Consider the following 20,514-nt stretch of genomic DNA (forward strand, 5'->3'; position numbering starts at 1 on the left):
TGAATGAGCGGTACATCTCGGTGAGTTGTGCATGGGGTATACGTTATCTTTCGTCATGTTTTCCCCCCATCCCGTGATTAACTGTATCTGCGACAATCGCTTGTCCGCCGTCATTTACGTGGACGTGACGAACCGTCTGGGTTCCTTTGGAACGGCGCTTTCGAAGGGCCTCCATTTGAGCCGCAAAAGTGCGCATCAATTTATTGGCTGCGACCTCATATAGTTTCATTGTTTCGATTGTCTTGGCACGTCCCATCTTTCCCAACATCTGCATGGCTGATGAATGAGTAACCGTCATTTGCGAACACAGCATTGTTTCAAAAGCGTCTGTTGGCTCCATCGCTAGAATGGTTGCCAGATTTCCATTAGCACTGTCTTTGTCAGCATTGATAACCATTCCAGGAATGGTGGTGCGAAAATCAAAATTACCAACAGATAAATCCTCGCCAAAAGCCAAGGCGACTTCTGCAACTGATGTTTTTGGATCAAGTCTGACCATTGCATCGGGAGATAATTGGCGATTAAGCATTTTTACAATTTTTATATCAATCGCAGATTTTCTCGCTTTTTCTCCAGCCTCTGGATTTTCACATGTTGCTTGAATTGTTACTATACCATCTTCACCTTCAGCCATTTCATAACCTGTGACATCAGTCGTTATGGTTTCTTTTTTGGTGCCTAATGCTGTTTCTTTGGTAGTTAATGCGTTCATCTACTTGCTCCCATTGCTAAGAGTGATTTCTTGGCTGCTTCGCTTGCAAGTTGAGAAGGACGTTTGGATTTACTCTCACTTATTCTAAACTCTTCTACGTTTGGAACTTGGTGCTCGGTTAGTGGTTTAAAACCATCATTTTCCAAAACAGACGATGTTTTAGTTTTAGTATCTTTTTCGTTTAAGTTTTGTCTTAGTCTCGTCTCGTCTCGTCTACGTCTTGTGTCCCCCCCACCTGTGGTACAGGGTGTCGACAGGGTGTCCTTTTCAAACTTAAGTAAGTTTGGAATTAGTGAGTGGATTTCATATTGAAGTGTTTCGCCAACCTGTTTGATTTCATCCAGCATTGGAATTGCAAAAGCTTCGCCATGATCCCTGATTAACGTAAGCAAGAGGGGTTTTAACTCTTGGCGTAGGTTTTCTGCGTCTTTCTTCCATTTCAGACTGCGCTTTAAAGTGGCTACAGCAAATTCTGCCAGTGCTTTGAAGTAAGCTTCACAGCCAGGAATATCTAATTCGCAGAAGTCTGTAATGAGTTTGTTGGCATGGCTGGCGTTCGTTGCACCGTTGGCTTTGTGAAACCACCCAATAATTCTAATAATTTCTTGGTCTTTGTGCATTTCAATTAAACCGTTTTCGGCAAGCTCATTTAAGGCCGCGTCCAGTTCGTCGGGATTAATATCAATCTCATGCGCTAAAACAATGTCTTGGTATTGAAATATACCCAGATAGTTCATTGAGTTTGAAATATGCAGATGGTTATAGACAAGTTTAGCTAACACGGACCCAGCGCGATACTTACGCGAATAGGGTAGAGAGGTGCTTATCATTGCAAAGTCTTTACGCGCCATGTGAGATACTCCCAATTATCTTAGGAAGTTTTCCTAGTTCCACAGCACCGTGATAGTCTCCAGATTTAGTATGCCAGACACGGATTAAGCTCTTTTTAGTGGTATGGTAACTAACGGCGGCCCATTCGCATTGGCCGTGCCTTTTTTCGGCTCTTTGAATGATCCATTGAAGGCTATCCTTGCAAGCAATAACCCTAAGATTACCCTTATGATAAATGACGCTTTGATAGTTATCGTCACACTCACGGTGAGAGGGGGGTATTACACCCCCTAACTGGTTAGTTGATGCATCTAGCATTATGCGGCCTCCTTAATTGGAGTGACCTTGCTTAGCAGGTGGTACTTGCCATGTGTGCCAGGGAACTCACCACGATGCTCTTCATGTTCCGTATGTATCTGGACGCCTTCACCACGTAGGCGAAAGATATAATCCGACCAACGTGGGGCGGGTCTATTTATTGGTGTGCAAGGCCCATCCATTAGGTTTTCAAGAGCCCACATGACACGACCAGTGACATTTATTTCGAAAGGGTCTTGGCGTTCATTCTGAATGAGAAATTTACCCTTACGAACCTGCTTTTTTGGCGATTTTTTTACTACTACTCTACTCATGCCGTCACCTCATTTTGAAGTGCGTGAAAAGGCTGTATCGAATGTGTTTTACGTGACCAATAGAAGTGACGACGCTTAATGTAATCATCTTTTATGGTGGTTCTTCTCTGCTTAATATTCCTCATGTGTTCTTAATCCTGTTGTTTTTCAGGATGCGAAACGTTATAGTTCTGTTATCGCCGCTAAACGATTAAAGAATTTCCCCGCCCGCAATCCATTTGGTTTGTGGGTGGTTCTTTATGCAGCTATTGTGTTTTCGAGCGGCTTGGCTTTAGCATCGATGTAACGGTCAAGCTCTTGACGCTCGATACGTGTTGAACCATCCATTTTGATTAGTTGTATATTGCCTGATTTAGCCTCTTGATAAAGCTTAGCTCGGCTATCACCAGTGTATTTAACCGCGCCCTCTATAGTAAAAAGTCGGGGTATAAAATCTAGTGTTGGTTTCATTGTTTTGACTCCTGTATGCTGGTGGATACAGGTAGATTTAAATTCCAAATTCAGTTAATTCGTCCGAAAAGAATAGAAGGTCTTTTTCGGACATATCGCCATCCTTGTATTTTTCCCAAATTCCTTCGATTACTTCTAAAGTCAAAAACACCCCATGATCGGCAAGAAAGCCAGCGATAACTTCAGATGCGCTAAAATTGCTGGAGCTCCTTAAGCGATTTGAGGTAGGCTGACATTCCAAATCTACTAGAATTTTAAGAGCTGAGTATATTTGTGTGTTCCTCAAAGCTACTTTTGAAAATGGCTTTTTTTTATTTTTTGATGGGCTATAATTTTTGCCTTCCAATACCTCAGAGGCAAATTTCATAGTGCTAGGCTTAGTCCATTCAACAACGTCTTTGTGTAAAAACATAGCATTATTTTTTATGAGCATTGCAGCCCAAGCTTTAAATGCTTGATGGAAATAATAGTTTTGCTTTGCCTTCCACATAAAAGTACTAAATGCTTCCGCGTTAAAGACTGTATCGTTTTCAGTATCATCCCATACACTCCACTTTTCATATTCGCTAAATAGTAGAAATTTGATGTAGAGTTGCTCGGGATCGATACTTGAATTTCTATAAGCCATAGCTTTTATTGGAGGATATGCTTCGATTAACTCTCGAGCTTCTTCTTTAGATAATTTTAGACTCTTATCTTTTTTGATAGATATAAACCCAAGCCAAATTTCATAAAAATGTTCAAATGCTTCATTTGATAAATATGTGTCGTTAGCAGTGTCATCAAAAATTTCCAATTTGTACCACCTTAGCAACTTCCCCAGTCACGATTTCAGCCCACTTATCTAAAGCCCGTGCTCTCTCTGGTAGCTGTTGGGCTTGGTTGTAAACTCGTGACACTGCACTGGGGGCTGATCCTGTTGCTTGGTGGTTCTGGATACGGTCGACAATGTTTTCAGGCACTCCGCTTTCGTTTAACGCTGTGGACATTGCTGTCCTTACATCGTGAAGCGTCCAGGGTTCAAAATCATCGCCTAGAAGATTATCAAGGCGTACCTTCATTTTCGAAAAGCCTGATACGGGAGTAGTCCCTGTGGTTGTGAACAAGTAACCCTCTGGAAGTGGGTCAAACGTGCCTATCTCAGCCATAGCAGCGGGGGAAAGGTGGGTAACGTGTGGCATGGCGTTTTTCGTATCTGAACCCCGTTTCATAATCTGTGTTTTTGACACATCAATTTCGGAACCTTGAAGCTTTGCAATCTCACCGCGTCTTTGGCCTGTAAGAATTATTAGGCGCAAGAGTGGCCCCCAAAGCTTACCCATCTGATAAGTGGTTTCCCATATGTGTCGAATTTCAGAAATTGTAATCACACGATCCCTTGGCACCTCTTTAACGGCCTTCGGTATCTCAACCCCCACACGTTCCTTTAGGTACTTTCGACGCCAAGCCCAATGCGTGAAAGCCAAGAGCATTGAGCGGACACGATTTGCATAAACCCTGTAACCCTCTTTAACCTTTGCATCTATGGCCTCTTGTAAGTGGGCGCTCTCTAATTCCTTTATTGATATACTGAGCCTTTTGAATAATGCCTTCTCAATCGCCCGCTTTACATCTTTACCAGTACGTAAGGTCGATAGGTGTAGCTCATAGTATAAATCAATTACTTCTTGTACTGTAGTTAAGCCAGCACGGGCGGCTTCCAACTCTAATCGCTCCCTCTCAGCAATTTCAACGCGGTCAATACCTTTTGCTGCCTCGGCCTCTATATCTAAAGCTGTGGCGCGGGCTTCTGACAATGAAACCATAGGCCAGCTGCCAAATGTGTGCTTTCGTTTCTTGCCGCCCTTCACACGCTTTTCATACATCCATACGGCTTTGCCTTTTGGGTGTGTTGTCGATGGAGAGTAATGGCGCAATCTAAGACCTAAGCGTCTGGTGTCCGAATATTCAGTACGACCGCTTTCAGGTGCCTTGAGCGATTTTATGAATAGTTCTGTTATCTCGATTTTCATGTCGTAAGCCTCTGGGGGACATTTGGGGGACAAAATATTCTGGCTTGTGGTGGATGCTTATGGACAACTATGCACACTTTGTGCTTGGGGTACAACTCTATATTATCTTTATTTTATTATATGTTGCATGGTTTCTTAGCTAGCTATGGACGTATATGGACAACCATGTACAAACCCTAAAATGTACAGGCTTTCTGTCTCCAAAACCGAGGGTCGTGGGTTCGAGTCCCTCAGCCCCTGCCAAAGTGGTTTCTGTAAAATGCCACAAGATTTTGCCTTTTTGATGCAGACCTTTGCCTTTATAGACACATAGGTTTGCCTTTGGCTCTCAAAATCGTCCCAAATTGGTCATTTGAACAAAATTTCAGATGTCAGTAAAAAAACCTTATATGGCATTCTGGTTTATTGGATATGTGTCTGCATTCAGCCCTTAACCGCTTTTCGATATTTATGATTTCAAACCTTAAAGTTTCTCCAAAGCGGACATTGTTAAAGTTTCGCAAATTACTTTGGTCGAACTACAACTATGTCAGACATAATACTTACTGCGAATAAGCTTCTTTACATAATAACTGGTTATGTGCTCGTAGATGTTTCACGTCTAAGTTGCTTTACATAAAACCTCTTTAGGCGGTTTTCATATCTGATATACTTTTGAATATAGACGATAGACGAATGCAACTGCGTATCATCTAATGCTACATCGAGCTTAAATCTTACAAACGGTACTTATCCTTTAACCCATATCGGTGAGAGGATTGGTTTAATGATGTGTAATATAAGTATTAAGGTAGTATCTGGAGCTATTCTATTTGGTATTTTGACTGGTGACTTTGCATATGCTGGATCACGTAAACCAATCAAATCACCTTTGGTTTTTGACCTTATAACGCGTAAAAAAACAAGGATCGTAGTAAATGATTACCTGTCATTCTCAGGAAGCGTTGGGGTTTCATATTTACGCGAACGTAATCTGAAACTAGATGATTTGGTGAATGATGAAGTGAGCCAATATAAGGCTGTTATGGAGATAGTCGGCCGTGCTGAATTATCTGAAAAGCTCATCGCATTTACGCATTTAGAGTTTGGTTTGAAAGGTAAAGACACGCATATAAAGTCATATGGTGTGAAGTCAGATATCCGTGCCAAGGAAGCCTTCTTAGCCTATCAGTTTGCAAGAAATACTACATTGTCTTTTGGGCGCATAAGGCTTTCGGATAAGAATAAATGGGTCGCGGATAAAGCTGTTGATGGTATTCATTACGGGCGACGCTTACAAAACTCTGGGTTTGAGTTTGCAATTTTCAAAGATGATGATGGAAACAATAGTTCATATGTGTTGGCTCATTATACGAGGTTTCAAAATAAGCAAGCAGCAGGAATATATGCGATTGCACAACGTGTAGAGTTAGAAACCAATGGGCACATTATTGGCTATGTTAATAATCAGAGAAATAAACGTTTTAAGTATACTGCAAATATTGCGGGTACCTTTAGCAATGCACAATCAGCTGCGCGAAACGGTTTTGGATTTGATTTCCGTGCGACACAAAGGATTGGCCAACATAAGTTAAACCCACAAATCACATATGGGTTAGCGGTTGGTTCTAAAGGATTTCGTCAAACGGGTTTAGAAAGCAATAAAACAAAAGATGGTGGGCAAACTTTATGCCACCGTTACGGTTTTGTGTATCAACCTGATTTGACGAACATGGCTGTGGCTTCGGTTGGATTTGCTGTGCGGCCTAGTAAAACCTTTTCAATTGATTTGAATACTTATGCTTATGCGCAAGTCAGTAAGCAGGCGACAACTCCTGCGGCACGCATTTCGGGAGTTACTACAGGTCGCTCTGCATTCTTAGGCGCAGAAGTCAGTCTTATTGGTGCATGGCGCCCAACAAAAAAGGCGAAAGTTGAGTTCGGTATTGGCGTGTTTCAAGCTGGTTCAGCATATCAAAACAAATCGTCATCAAAGCGCATTTATTTGCGCGCTACCCGCTATTTCTAGGAGTTTAGGTATGAAAAATATTATGATCACTATTTGTTGCGTTTTGACTTTGGTAACACCGTTTAAAGCATTGGCTAATGATGAAGCATTATATGCAGCGGCTCCTCCGAGTGATGCAAGTTTTGTGCGCTTCATTGGGTTTGATGCAGATGAAGCTGTCCAGTTTGCAGGCAAGGCTTTTAGGATGAGGGCAGATGAAGCGGGTGCATATGTACCAGTATCGTCGAGCCGACTAGATAACGTTCCTATGGGTTCATTCTATAGCCTTTTAAAGAAGGCAGATAGTTCTGTTGTTGTTATTCAAGAAGAGGCGCCGGGTGATCCTGCAAAGGTCACTTTGACGCTTTTGAACGGTTCTGACCAACCTTTAACTCTTGGGGTGGCTGATGGGTCTATGAATGTGATTTCCAATATAGCTACATCATCTTCAGGCCAGCGTGCGGTGAATCCAATTGCAATTGAATTAGGTGTGTTTAACGCAAAAGACAAAAGTCTCATGGCTAAGTTTGATGTCGCATTGCGCCGTGGGCAAAATGTAACCTTTTTCGCTGATGCCAGCGGTGTTCGTATGATCGAAGATCGTTTTGGCGCGAACGCTGAATAGGAGGTCGATATGATTTTTTCCAGTTCGATTTTTATCTTTGGGTTTCTACCGCTATTTTTAATTGTTTATTATTGCACTCCGAAACAAGGGAAATCATGGGCTATTCTGTTAGGTAGTTATGCATTCTATGGCTGGTGGCGTGTTGATTACTTAGTGTTAATCTTTGGCATATCATTGCTAAGTTATTTTGCTGCCCAAATTGCATATAATGCGAAGACTGAGGTGAAGAAAAAATGGGCTGTTCGCATTGGTGTGACTTTTGATTTAATCGTCCTTGGATATTTCAAATATACAATGTTTTTTATGTCTGGACTTAGTGACTTGTCTCTGGCGCTTGGTGGCGGTTCGATGAGCATTCCCGCAATTATATTACCAATTGGGATCAGCTTTCATACATTCCAATCGATTAGTTACATCATTGATGTTTCTAGAGAGGATGCACCACCCGCACGCCGCTTAGTTGATTTTTTAGCCTTTGGCTCATTGTTCCCACAGCTAATTGCGGGTCCAGTTTTGCGGTATAAAGATCTAGCAGATCAGTTTGAAACCCGCACCCACACAGTGGAAAAATTTACGCAAGGTATTGTGCGATTTACCCAAGGCTTGGCAATGAAATGTTTGATAGCGGATAATGTCGCGCCATTAGCCGATCGCATGTTCAATTTATCTGCGCCAACTGGAGCAGAAGCGTGGTTGGGTGCTGTCGCATACTCTATTCAACTGTTGTTCGATTTTGCAGGATATTCTGCAATGGCAATTGGTTTGGGACTGATGATTGGTTTCAAATTCATTGAAAACTTTAATGCCCCTTATGTGAGCCTGTCTATTACAGAGTTTTGGCGCCGGTGGCACATCAGCCTGTCACATTGGTTGCGGGACTATTTATATGTGCCTTTGGGTGGAAACCGTAAAGGAAAAGTGCGTACGTATATCAATCTCATGTTGACGATGGTCTTGGGTGGGTTTTGGCATGGCGCAAATTGGACATTCCTTGTCTGGGGTGCATGGCATGGATTATGGCTTGCTATCGAACGTATGCTTGGTGTGAAAACAGGCGCGCCTATGTGGCCGCGTTTTTTAGCTTGGCCAATGACGGCTTTGATTGTGATCCTTGGTTGGGTCGTATTTCGCGCAGCGACAATCGAGGATGCCTTAACAATGTACAGTGGAATGATTGGGTTGAACGGGTGGGCTGTTTCTCTTGATCAAGTTTGGCAAATTCAACCAACAGAGATTTGTATGTTGTTAATTGGTGGCATGATAAGTGTTTGGGGTCCTGCAATTAAAAGTATTATGCATAATACACCGCAATCCTTGCGACTGGGATCAACCGCCGCACTATTTGCAATCGCAACGTCTTCGATGTTTGCACAATCTTATTCACCTTTTTTGTATTTCCAGTTTTAGGGGAAATGATATGGATCGTTTAAAAAATAAATATCAACAAGCTTTCTGTAGTGCCTTTTTAATTGGGGTCGTAACGTTAGGTTTGTTTAGTCATGAAAATATGAAACCGCATGGGAGCGCATCGGTTCTTACAGGAAAACTTCAGGGTTTATATGAAGATGGTTTTAGTGCTTCTAATCCTTTACGCCAGTCATCCGTAAATATTTGGGGTGCGTTTAAATATGCGATTCTAGGTCAAGCTTCTAATGGTGCAATTGTTGGTCGTGATGATTGGCTCTTTACAACAGAAGAATTGTCTTATGAACCTGATCAGGTTTCAAATTTGGATGCGTCAGTTCAAGAAATTATAAACGTATATGCAGAGTTGCAAGATCGCGAAATTAAACTAATACCTGTAATCGTTCCAGATAAGGCGCGTGTTTACGAAGAAAAGCTAAAGCATGTTCGTGGTGAAGAGGTTTCGAACAGATATTATACATTAATATCTAAGCTGAACGACAATAAGATTGCTACGATATCTGGATTGTCTCCGTTGGAGCGCAATAAATCTATTGCGGATGTTTTCATGCGTGACGATACACATTGGTCACCGTTTGGCGCGAAAACTGTGGCGAGACATATAGCTGACTACATTCAGCCAGGGGCGTTTGACCTAGTTCAAGTGAAAACGAAGCAGATTGATACTAAAATTTTTGACGGCGACTTATTGAAGTATGTACCAACGGGTTTTTTGCGACCCTATGTTGGCCCAGCTCAAAATACGATCGAGCGCTTTGAAACCACCGTGCAAAATAATGCCAGTCTTTTTGGTAATACTGCAATAGACGTCGTACTTGTTGGAACCAGCTTTAGTGCTAAATCTGATTGGCATTTTGAAGGTTTTCTTAAGCAAGCTTTATCCGTTGATATTTTAAATATGTCGCAAGAAGGAAAGGGACCCTTCGCCCCAATGCGTGATTATTTGAAATCAGACACTTTCGAAAACACCCCTCCAAAACTGATCATCTGGGAAATTCCAGAACGATATACAACACAGGATTTACCAAAATGAGACAGCTAATTTTAACTGCGATACTATCAACCGCTATATGTGCACCAATTGTGCAGGCTGCGCCATATTGTGATGCATTAATGAAGATTGAGGCGCTTCCTAAAAAATATCAAAAGAAAGGGCCGTTTTATTCGGATATGGACCAGGGATGGATTATTGCGAATGATCAACTGGTTAACGATTTTGAGTTTAATGCAGAAGCAAGCGCTCTTATGACTAAAATAGCGGAGGCGTTTCAAGACCGTGGCGTAAAGCTCGTATTAGCTGTGCCTCCTCCGCGCCCGTTATTCATGGATGTATCAATTGATGGTTATGACCGAGAGAAAGCGACTGCGAGCTTTCAATCATACTTGAAAAGTATTTCTGCAACAGGCGTTTTTGCAGCCGATCTATTATCCCCAATGAAAGCATCATTGGGGCAAGGCGCATATTTTTCGCGTGATACACACTGGACGCCTAAGGGTGCTGCTTTTGCTGCTTTCAGTTTAATACAACAGATTGGAAAGCTTGATGATCTTGAAAAAAAATTCCTTGGTTTGAAGTTTTTAGAACTGTATTCTGAGAAAGGATCTCTTACAGCTGTTGTAGATAAAACATGCAAAACTACGCTCAAGCCTGAGGGCGTAATGTCGGCGAGTTTTACCCAAAAAGGGAACGCATCTGATTTGTTATCAGATTTATCCGATGATGCACAAAAAGTTGCTCTTGCTGGAACCAGTTTTTCAAACCGCTATGGACGCGATGTATACCGCTTTAGTGATGCCTTATCATTTGCACTTAATTCAGAGGTTGATAATTACTCTGTTTCTGGTGGCGGGATTATCAGTGCTATAGAAGCACTTATCTTAAGTGATGCTTTCCAGAAAGGCACTTATCATACTGTTATCTGGGAAGTGCCATATACACAGAACCTATCTGATACGCATAGCTTAAGACAAATCTTAGGAGCGTTACGACTATCTGACGATGACAAACCTGTAGAAATATTTAAGGGTACAGCCAATTCAGGTTGGCAGTCTGTTTCGCTGTCTGTGAACATTTCAGAAGTTTTAATTCTTCAAATCATTACTGACAGTGCGAATCTGAAAGAAGTAGAGGTTGAACTTTATAGCCAAGAGAATGAGAAAACGCGCATAAAATTACGAAAGTCAAATCGTGTCCCTTTGGAACTACAATCAGATATTTGGTCAGCATCTTTAGAAGGGCTAGGTGTTTCTGTAGTGAAAAAGATGAAGCTTAGATTGAAGGGCGCTAAATCCAGCCAAAACCTGTCTGCACACTTAATAAATTAAAATTTTAAGACTAAAGGATAGGACGACTATACTTTGGTATAGTCGCCTATACTGCTGCGCAATTATAATGTTTACAATTGGATGGTAGTTACAAAGAAATCCAAACCAAGTGAGAGATGGTTACTATGACAGTTTTTAAGAAGATTCTTTGTACCGTAACATTTTTGGCTCTTAGCCAATCAAATGTATTTGCCGATGAAATGCCGCGCCCTTCTGGGGAAGTACTTTTAACGCTTTCTGGTGAGATTGCGAATACAAATACGGATGATGGTCGTTTAGAATTGGATTTAGCAATGCTTCAGGCTATGCCTGTTACGAGCTTTAAAACGAATACCATCTGGTTAGATAAAGTTGCTGAGTTTACAGGTGTGAGCTTAAAGGCCGTATTAGATTATGCAGGTGCATCTGGCTCGCTTATTCACGCAATTGCTTTAAACGATTATAAAGTAGATATTCCAGCAGATACTGCGAATGAGGATGCCCCTATAGTTGCATACCATCTGGATGGTGAAACAATGTCAGCACGAGATAAGGGGCCTTTATGGGTTGTGTATCCATATGATCAGAACTCAAAATATCGTACAGAAGTGATTTATTCTCGTTCCATTTGGCAATTAGACCGCTTAACATCTGTTAAATAACAGCAGATGGAACATCCAAATATGAATGTCAGGCACTCTCTATTTAGACGTGTGTTGCCTTTAAGCGTAATTGCTATTGGTTTGATTGTTCTACTGGTTTTGTTCCAAAATATTACGACACGTTTGGCTGATTTACGTGAAGCGCCCAATGACAATTTATCTTGGACGCTTTCTCAGGTTGAGGTCGAGGTTCTCTTATTATCTGATGCAGCATCTTTGGTTGGGGAAGATCCTTCGCAGCTAAAAGATGTGAGACGGCGTTTCAATAACTTATACAGCCGTGTGTCCCAATTGCGCCAAAGCAGTGTTTTTCAAGCTATGCGTGAAGATCAGCAGTTTTTAAAATATCTTAAGATGCTAGAGTTTTGCACTAAAAAATTAGTAGAACCGATAGATTCTAGTGATGATGTGCTTCTCACAAAAATCCCAGATGTTCTGAAAGAACTTCGAAAAGTTCGAGGTATAGCACACGATATTGCTTTGACAGGTATTCGGTTGAACGCAGAAGAGACTGATGCAGAAAGAGCAGATTTTACTGACTTGCTAGTTATTGCTGCTGTCGTTTCTGCGGCATTGATTGGTTTGTTGGTCATTATTTCGTACTTCCTTTTTCGACAGCATAAAAAATCACAAGAAGTTTCAGCCGCCATTGAACGGGCGAGTACACGTTTGAAATCCAGTTTTGACACATCCCTTGATGCAATTGTGGTTGCGAATACAAATGGTGAGATCATGGAATTCAATGAAGCAGCAGAAACTGTATTTGGATATTCAGCGACTGAAGCAGTTGGTGCTCAAATGGCGGATCTGATTATCCCCCCGCAATACCATGAAGCCCACCATGCTGGTATGAAGCGCTTTAATGATACCAAGTCTCCTAAGCTGGTTGGTCAAGGGCGGATCGAAATTACAGCATTACGTAAAAGTGGTGAAGAGTTTCAAATTGAAATTGCTATCGGGCACGCAGAGGATGAGAACGGTTCAATTTTCGTGGCCTATATTCGCGACATTACAGACCGTCTTGCTGCAGAAGAAGAATTACGCATTGCGCGCGATAAAGCATTGGATGCTGATAAAGCAAAATCAAACTTTCTCGCTGTAATGAGTCATGAAATGCGCACACCATTGAATGGGTTGTTTGGAACAATTGAGTTATTGCAGGAGACGAGGCTTTCGAAAAAGCAGACTGAATATATAGGCTTAGCTAAAAATTCTAGTGATATTCTTTTACATCATGTGAATGATGTTTTGGACGTGTCCCGATTGGATGCAGCTAAGATGGATTTATCGCCAAAGTCATTTGATCTTAAAAAGTTTTTTGAAAATATCATTACGACAAACCAAACGACGGCATATTCAAAGAAAAACCAATTAAGTTTAGAACTTGGAAACATGCCTGATCGAAATGTCTGGATGGATGATCATCGTTTACGGCAAATTGCTTATAACCTGATCGGAAATGCACTTAAGTTTACAACTGGTGGACAGGTCAAAGTGAAAGCTCATGTTACATCTGGATTAGAACTTGTCTTTTCAGTATCGGATACAGGAATAGGTATTTCCGAAGATAATATAGAGCATGTTTTCGAAGAGTTTTATACGCAAGATAAATCCTATGATCGTATGGCATCTGGTGTGGGCCTTGGGCTTGCTATCTGTAAACGCATTGTTGATTTAATGGGTGGTGAAATATCTCTTGAAAGCTCTCTTGGAAATGGGACAAAGTTCACTGTCGTTGTTCCATTGCTTTTGGATGATAAAGTGAAAGAGATCATTGAGATTATACCGACAAGTTATGACCCTAAAATACTAAAAGCGCGTAGGATTCTTCTTGTGGAAGATAATGATATCAACAGGCATATCGTTCGTGAGATGTTGGAAAAAGATGGGGTTATAATCACTGAGGCGACGAACGGTTTAGAAGCTGTTCAAATGGCGGAGGAACAAAAATACGATCTCATCTTGATGGATGTGAGTATGCCTGTAATGAATGGTATCGATGCGACAAAAGAAATCCGCAATTCTGGTGGTTTGTCGGCTGAAGTTCCAATTTTAGGCTTAACGGCGCATGCTTTGCCAAGAGAGCACGAAAAATTTATTACGGCAGGAATGGATGCGTGCCTTTGCAAGCCTATATCGCATGAAATTTTGGCCTTTAATATTGAAGGCTTACTGACTGCAAAATCAAGAGGGCGATCTATAGCTGGTCAAGAAAATGCGCCATACTATCTGAATTCTAATATAGTATCGGAAGTCAAAGATGCACTTGGTGATGAAAAGTTTAAGAATATATTAAATGATTTCCAAATTGAAATTGATGGACTCATCAAGTCAATACCTCAACTTATTGATGCGAGTGATTATAATGAACTGGCGGCTGCTACACATAAATCTGTAGGTTCTTCTGGGGTTTTAGGTGCAGAATGTCTGCAGGATAGTTTACGTGTCATTGAAGATGCTGCAAAAACAAATGCCAAAGATGCAATCATATCGGAACATTCTAATCTTTCAGATATTTGGCGTATTACCTTCGAACAACTAAAGGCGCTCTAAGTCATATATCCTTTTGGATACAGGCCTATACGTATTAGATTCTGCCTGCCCTCTTGGGCTAAAGCTCTCAATTGTGATTCCATGTACATTTTAAAAGTGAGAGATACTGGGTAACCAGTATAAAATGTATGCAGGAGACGGCCTATGAACATTCGCCATGAATGTCCAATGCCCGACCTATCTTTTAGGGTTACAGCCCCGTTGTATTTACATGCACCGGATGGGCAAACACATACAATTGACCGTTGGTCATTGACTGGTTTTATCCTTGATGGATTTGAAGGTGATTTACCCGAAGGTTTATATCTGTCTGTTCCATTTCAAGGGATTGATATAAAATTCCCTATTGATGTCATACCTCTGGACGAGGAAGGCGGTTTCTCATTCACCAATCTAACAGTTCGCCAGCGTGAAACACTTTCGATGTTTTATAAAGGTATTTTGACTGGCCGTATGGTTTCTACTTCGGAAATGATTACAAGCCTTGATACGCCCGTTGATTTGGTTCCCATGGGAGAAACCGAAAGAGAAATGGCATCAGGTATGGCTAAGACTAGGCCTCGGATATTACGTATTATTTGGAATGTTGTTTTTTACATTTCATTGGCTGTGTTTTTATTCGGATTTGTTGGAAACCAGATATGGAAACGCCTTTCAGTGTTAGAACTTGATCATGGGCGTTTTGTTGCGCCTATCATTACCTATCAAGCTCCTGAATCTGCATATATCCAAAAAATATTAGTCAAAGAAGGGGATAATGTTTCCGCTGGAGATATCCTGGTACGCTTGGAAGACCCAGATCGTGAAGGTCAGGTTGAAGAGGTGCGCACAGAGATACGAATTGCCGAACGACGCTTAAACCAAGCTCAGGTGCAATTGGATAAACATATTGCAAGGTTGGATGAGTTTAGGCAGCCTTATTGGGATGCTTTTTATTACCTATGGTATCCTTGGGATCAATCGGAGCATCTGTATGATGATTATCCACAAGACGTTCAAAAAGCATGGGATATTGTGAAGCGTTTTGATGAAGGACAGATGCTTCAACCGGGGAGTTATCATGATATTCGACAAGCTTTGCAACGGCGAGTGGATGAATATTATTTGGATTTACGGCGCTGGAAACGAGATTTAAGCAATAAGAAAGCTGCTGCTGATGAACTGCATGTCATTGCACGTACAGATGGTATCGTGTCTTCTGTTCCCGTTCTTCAAGGTAGCTTCGCAAGTCGTTCAGAAACTGTTGTCGAAGTAGAAGAAAATACGCCGCGTGTTGCCATTGGTTGGTTGGACGACCGTATGGTGAGTAGTGTGTATATCGGAATGCCGGCAACCGTTTCATATTCGTTCCGTGGGCAATCGAAATCTATCACAGGTACAATAATAGATTTGCAAGCAGGTAGTGATGAAGTTCAGCCTGATAAATTTGGGATGGTTATAACGATTAAAGCAGATGATTCTGGGTTGAAGAAAACACGCAAATGGTTTCGGCATAATGCGCCCGCTGGTATTCGACTTCACCGTAAGCTCTTTTTTGATTTTACAGGGAGTGGCGATAATGAAAGCACCTGATACGCTTTATGCATTCGAAAAACATTTGGATCAGTGGTTGGAAACGTTAGCTGGGCCAATGCCAAAAGGATTGCAGAAATGGACGCCGCAATTTTTGGTGCAATTCTTAGTATTGTTCACTGCACTTGCGGCAGCACTTGTATATTTGCCGAATGGTTTTTTTGAACCAGATGTTTTATCGGTCTCTATTACATTAGGTACATTGGGGCTTTGGAGGTTTGGCTGGTGGTTCACACACGCTGTGCGTGCAGAAATCTATTCTGCCTATAAATGGCCAAAAATGCGTTATCGTGCAAATTTGGTTTGGCAGGCAGGCTGGCGCCCTGGTCGATTACACATTCAAATGACGACTTATTATGAAGAGCCAGCCATTACGCGCCGTGTGATTGGCTCTATAATCAGTCAGATCAGACGCGAAGGTATTGCGACGACCTTATGGATTGGGACTGGATCTAGTTACGATGAAGAAATTATCACAGATTTTGTACGAACACATGCGGCTGATTTAGACGCAGATCTAGTTTTCTTGCGTCAAAATCAACCAGGTAAGCGTATGGCAATTGGGATGATATTACGTGCTATGAACCGATCTATCATTGCCCCTGATGACTTGGTAATCTTCATGGATGGTGATGCAGTTTATGGAAACGACGTTTTGGAAAAAACCTGTTCCATGTTTGGAGCTGATCCCGAGTTGCAAGCTTTAACCACAAACGAAGAAGTGATTTGTTATGGGCCGCAATGGATACAAAGTTGGTTGTCTATGCGGTTTGCCCAAAGACGCTTGGCAATGCAAAGCCATGCTATGTCTGACAAGGTATTGACTTTAACTGGGCGCATGAGTGTTTTTCGGGCGCAACATATTGTTGACGAAAAATTTATCCGCACCATCGAGGCAGATCATTTGGATCATTGGTTGTGGGGGCGTTTCCGTTTCCTGTCCGGTGACGATAAAAGTACGTGGTATCATTTGCTAACGCGCAGTGCGAAAATGACGTATGTGCCTGACGCATGCGTTTATACTATTGAACAGATTGAAGGCTCTGGTACTGGACGAATGGTGCAAAACTTTCGTCGTTGGTCAGGTAATATGTTGCGTAATGGTTCTCGTGCGATTGCGCTTGGGCCGCGCCAAGTTAAACCGTTTATTTGGTGGTGTATTGTGGATCAACGTATTGCAATGTGGACAATGTTGGTCAGTCCGACACTCGCTATTTTGACGTTGTTCATTGAGCCGATGTATTTGCTACATTGCCTCATCTGGATTGTGCTCTCGCGCACAATTCTGTGTTTGTTTTTATTCAGATATGCTCGCAGTACAGATTTAAGTTGGCCTTTTATTCTTTACTTTAACCAAGTCATTAATGCTTGTGTGAAAGTGTTTATGATCTTTCATTTGAGTAAGCAAAAATGGTCAAACCGTGGAAATCAATCTGCAGGTGATGGTGTTGGCTTACTTGAAAGTGTTCAAAACTGGACTGCGAAGTTTCAATTGATAACAACGGTCTGTGCTTTTGTTGCAGGTTTGGCAATCTATATTGGTTTACTGCCAATGCCTATAATTTTGTAAACACGCAGTATGTATACTTTGGGATATACGGCCTGATCTGTTGAGCCCATTACTGTTCTCTTGCACGCCCGCACCTCTTCATGATGTCATCTATAACAAACTTACAAAGTGAGAAGTGTAAGGAGAAAATAAAATGATTTACCCAGTAATCCTATGTGGTGGTAGCGGAACAAGGTTGTGGCCTTTGTCACGCAAAAGCTATCCAAAGCAATTTGCAAATCTGTCTGGTGATACAAGCCTGTTCCAAGAAACGTTAAAGCGTGTTCAAGATGATAGGTTTGAAGCACCAATTCTAATGACGAATTCTGATTACCGTTTTACGGTACAAGAACAAGCAGAAGGCGTTGGTGTAACGAACCCTTCTATTATTATTGAGCCAGAAGGTCGTAATACAGCACCTGCTATATTGTCGGCGGCCCTTAAACTTGAAAATCAGCCAGATGCGGTCATGCTAGCTATGCCATCTGATCATTTGATTAAAGACACACATGCGTTTTCTATGGCAATTGAAACGGCTTATTCAGCAGCACAAGCTGGTAAATTGGTAACATTTGGAATTAAGCCAACCCGCGCAGAGATTGGTTATGGCTATTTAGAAGTTGCCGATAGAATTGGGTATGAACATGCATCTGCATTGCCTTTAAGTGCTTTTGTTGAAAAGCCAAATACTGAGAATGCAGAAATTTATGTAGACTCTGGTCGCTACCTTTGGAATGCGGGAATTTTCATGTTTAAGGTTGCTGATATCCTCGAGGCCTTTGAGGTGCTTGCTCCGAAATTGATGATGCCTTGTCGTCGAGCTGTATCAAGCGGTGTAAAAGATTTAGGTTTCTTCCGCCTAGGCCAAGAAGCATATAAATCCGCAGAGGAAATTTCTATAGATTACGCAATTATGGAGTTGTGCGAAACATTATCTGTTGTGCCAATGGATTGCGGGTGGAGCGATATGGGCAGCTGGAGTTCTGTATGGGAAGAAGGCGACGCCGATGAAAATGGTGTCGTTGAAAACGGCTCAACGACTGCAATTGATTGTGAAAACACATTGCTCAGATCTGAAACTGACGGTGTAGAGTTGATTGGCCTTGGGTTGAAAAACATTACGGCGATTGCAATGGGCGACGCCGTTTTGGTCGCAGATATTAGCCAATCAGAAAATGTAAAAAATGCGGTTCAAAAACTAAAAATTAAGAAAGCAAAACAAGCAGAGACATTCCCACGTGATCATCGCCCATGGGGGTATTTTGAAACACTTTCGCTAGGTGAAAGATTTCAAGTTAAACGGATTGTTGTGCAACCAGGTGCCGCACTTTCATTACAAAGCCATGTACATAGATCAGAGCATTGGATCGTTGTACAGGGATCAGCAAATGTCACAGTGAATGAAGACATAAAATTAGTGTCAGAAAATGAATCAATTTATATTCCACTTGGTGCAATTCACCGGATGGAAAACCCGGGGAAAGTGCCTTTACACCTGATCGAAGTTCAAACAGGCGCATACTTAGGCGAAGATGATATTGTGAGATATGAAGATATCTATGCCCGAGATACAGCAGCATAATTATAAAAAGAACATACACTCTCACACCAACTTTAACGGCCCTTCGGGGCCGTTGTTTTTTGTCCTTCCATATGTGTAGCCATTACTAACCAAAAGGATAGTGATCTACTGCGAAGTATTTAAAAACTATACGAGCCAGACAAAGAATATATTAAAACAATTAGTTACCTTCATCTTAAGAAAATGAAGGATAATAAAATGCTTGATAATGCTGCCAACCAAAGACTGTTCGCGACTGCGCAACCACTACGCCTTGTCGAAGAAAAACCCTCCATTAGTGTTGTTGGACTAGGATACGTAGGAGCGGTTTCTACCGCATGCCTATCCAGTCTAGGACATCAAGTTATCGGTGTGGATATCGATATGGATAAGGTCGATTGCATCGCCAATGGTGTTTCACCTATTCATGAAAAAGACCTAGGTAAACTGTTGCACGAAGGCCTTACCGAAGGTTTGGTTTCTGCAACGAATGATCTTAGGCAAGCCGTTATTGATACTGATGTTACGTTCGTGTCGGTTGGCACGCCAACTGCGGCGGATGGTGGGTGTGATTATTCTTATATTGATGCGGCCGCTCGCTCTATTGGTGAAGGCATTAAATTAAAAAACGACTTCCATGTAATTGTTATGAGATGCTCAATCCCTCCAGGCGTCACTATGGGTTTTATGGCCCCGATTATTGAGGAAGTTTCAGGGTTGAAAGCTGGCGTTGATTTTGGCGTATGCTTTAACCCAGAGTTCTTGCGCGAAGGCGTTGCCGTTGAGGATTTTTATGCACCGCCAAAAACGGTTATTGGTGCTGATGATCCTAAATCTGCTCGTATCCTATCTCGCATCTATGAAGCCGTTGATGAAAAACCAATCATCACCTCTGTAGAAACGGCTGAGATGGTAAAATACGTAGATAACGTATGGCACGCGACCAAGGTATGTTTTGCAAATGAAGTCGGGAGACTTTGCAAACCACTTGGCGTTGACAGTCACGCAGTCATGGATGTCTTCGTGCAAGATACGAAGCTTAATCTGTCACCGTATTACCTGAAACCTGGGTTTGCGTTTGGTGGTTCATGCCTTCCAAAAGAAGTGCGTGCAGTTGCACATATTGCGCAACATTTGGGCGTTGATTTGCCAATGATTAACAGTTTGGGAAAATCGAATGATACTCAAATTGCAGAAGCTTTGAGGATGGCAAAAGAGACTGGTGCGCGTAAAGTCGGTATTCTTGGTTTGGCATTCAAACCTGGTACGGACGATCTACGTGAAAGTCCAATTCTTGAGGTTATAGCGGCCTTAAATGCTGATGGCGTTAAAGTTACTATTCATGACGCTGCGATCACCGTTGATACGCCTTTGGCTGGTCAACTTGCATATGTAAGGCATGGCAGCTCTGGCTTGCAGGCTCTTGCAGAAGATTTACCAAAGATGTTGCGAGACGATGTTTCCGACGTTGTTGAACAATCAGATGCTTTGATCATTACGCATAACAATGAGCTTTATCAAGATGCTGTTCTAACGGCTGGGAATACACCTGTCATCGATGTTGTACGCCTATTTTCAGACGTACCTCAAACAACAGCTTATTCAGGAATCGGTTGGTAAACTCACTTAATTAATAAAG

General features: G+C 41.9%; 17 protein-coding genes. 11 read left to right on the plus strand and 6 right to left on the minus strand.

Annotated elements, in window-relative coordinates; genetic code table 11:
* Positions 1–43: 43 nt before the first annotated feature.
* The 6 genes from F9L33_RS14675 to F9L33_RS14700 all read right to left on the minus strand — a co-directional run bounded on the left by F9L33_RS14675 (position 44) and on the right by F9L33_RS14700 (position 4,637).
* Positions 44–712 (minus strand): hypothetical protein, encoded by a 669-nt coding sequence (locus tag F9L33_RS14675; RefSeq protein ID WP_152143564.1) that lies wholly within the window; start codon positions 710–712, stop codon positions 44–46.
* Positions 709–1,563 carry a hypothetical protein gene (locus F9L33_RS14680; RefSeq protein ID WP_152143565.1) on the minus strand — a complete coding sequence of 285 codons (855 nt, stop codon included), beginning with the start codon at positions 1,561–1,563 and terminating at the stop codon, positions 709–711. Before F9L33_RS14680 ends, F9L33_RS14675 begins: the two co-directional genes overlap by 4 nt.
* Before the next feature lie 297 nt (positions 1,564–1,860).
* Positions 1,861–2,175 carry a hypothetical protein gene (locus F9L33_RS14685; protein ID WP_226804154.1) on the minus strand — a complete coding sequence of 105 codons (315 nt, stop codon included), beginning with the start codon at positions 2,173–2,175 and terminating at the stop codon, positions 1,861–1,863.
* A 237-nt stretch (positions 2,176–2,412) separates the two neighbouring features.
* Complete coding sequence (locus F9L33_RS14690; RefSeq protein ID WP_152143566.1) at positions 2,413–2,625, minus strand: hypothetical protein; 213 nt, start codon at positions 2,623–2,625, stop codon at positions 2,413–2,415.
* Positions 2,626–2,662: 37 nt separating this feature from the next.
* The gene (locus F9L33_RS14695) at positions 2,663–3,421 is read right to left on the minus strand and encodes a hypothetical protein (RefSeq protein WP_152143567.1); all 759 of its coding nucleotides are present in this window, start codon (positions 3,419–3,421) and stop codon (positions 2,663–2,665) included.
* Complete coding sequence (locus tag F9L33_RS14700) at positions 3,408–4,637, minus strand: integrase family protein (RefSeq protein WP_152143568.1); 1,230 nt, start codon at positions 4,635–4,637, stop codon at positions 3,408–3,410. The genes F9L33_RS14695 and F9L33_RS14700 overlap by 14 nt, the downstream gene beginning before the upstream one ends.
* A 766-nt stretch (positions 4,638–5,403) precedes the next feature.
* Here F9L33_RS14700 and F9L33_RS14705 point away from each other — a divergent pair.
* The 11 genes from F9L33_RS14705 (at position 5,404) to F9L33_RS14755 (ending at position 20,495) form a co-directional block, all read left to right on the plus strand.
* Complete coding sequence (locus tag F9L33_RS14705) at positions 5,404–6,645, plus strand: alginate export family protein (RefSeq protein ID WP_152143569.1); 1,242 nt, start codon at positions 5,404–5,406, stop codon at positions 6,643–6,645.
* A 10-nt stretch (positions 6,646–6,655) separates the two neighbouring features.
* Complete coding sequence (locus F9L33_RS14710; protein WP_152143570.1) at positions 6,656–7,249, plus strand: alginate O-acetyltransferase AlgF; 594 nt, start codon at positions 6,656–6,658, stop codon at positions 7,247–7,249.
* A gap of 9 nt (positions 7,250–7,258) precedes the next feature.
* Positions 7,259–8,656 (plus strand): MBOAT family protein, encoded by a 1,398-nt coding sequence (locus F9L33_RS14715; RefSeq protein ID WP_152143571.1) that lies wholly within the window; start codon positions 7,259–7,261, stop codon positions 8,654–8,656.
* A gap of 10 nt (positions 8,657–8,666) precedes the next feature.
* Entirely contained in the window at positions 8,667–9,707 is a 1,041-nt protein-coding gene (locus tag F9L33_RS14720) for a hypothetical protein (RefSeq protein WP_152143572.1), read from the plus strand.
* Complete coding sequence (locus F9L33_RS14725; protein ID WP_152143573.1) at positions 9,704–10,999, plus strand: hypothetical protein; 1,296 nt, start codon at positions 9,704–9,706, stop codon at positions 10,997–10,999. Before F9L33_RS14720 ends, F9L33_RS14725 begins: the two co-directional genes overlap by 4 nt.
* A 125-nt stretch (positions 11,000–11,124) precedes the next feature.
* Complete coding sequence (locus tag F9L33_RS14730) at positions 11,125–11,640, plus strand: molybdopterin-dependent oxidoreductase (protein ID WP_152143574.1); 516 nt, start codon at positions 11,125–11,127, stop codon at positions 11,638–11,640.
* A 21-nt stretch (positions 11,641–11,661) separates the two neighbouring features.
* A complete protein-coding gene (locus tag F9L33_RS14735) occupies positions 11,662–14,193 on the plus strand; it encodes an ATP-binding protein (RefSeq protein WP_193222068.1) in 2,532 nt (843 codons plus the stop codon).
* Between the two features lie 144 nt (positions 14,194–14,337).
* A complete protein-coding gene (locus F9L33_RS14740) occupies positions 14,338–15,765 on the plus strand; it encodes an HlyD family secretion protein (protein ID WP_152143576.1) in 1,428 nt (475 codons plus the stop codon).
* Positions 15,752–17,335: a glycosyltransferase gene (locus F9L33_RS14745; protein ID WP_152143577.1), complete on the plus strand. Its 1,584-nt coding sequence runs from the start codon at positions 15,752–15,754 to the stop codon at positions 17,333–17,335. Before F9L33_RS14740 ends, F9L33_RS14745 begins: the two co-directional genes overlap by 14 nt.
* Before the next feature lie 133 nt (positions 17,336–17,468).
* Complete coding sequence (locus tag F9L33_RS14750) at positions 17,469–18,896, plus strand: mannose-1-phosphate guanylyltransferase/mannose-6-phosphate isomerase (RefSeq protein WP_152143578.1); 1,428 nt, start codon at positions 17,469–17,471, stop codon at positions 18,894–18,896.
* 198 nt (positions 18,897–19,094) lie between these two features.
* Complete coding sequence (locus F9L33_RS14755) at positions 19,095–20,495, plus strand: nucleotide sugar dehydrogenase (RefSeq protein WP_152143579.1); 1,401 nt, start codon at positions 19,095–19,097, stop codon at positions 20,493–20,495.
* Positions 20,496–20,514: the final 19 nt, after the last annotated feature.

Origin of the sequence: Amylibacter sp. SFDW26 (genome assembly GCF_009184395.1) — a bacterium.
Classification (GTDB): domain Bacteria; phylum Pseudomonadota; class Alphaproteobacteria; order Rhodobacterales; family Rhodobacteraceae; genus Amylibacter.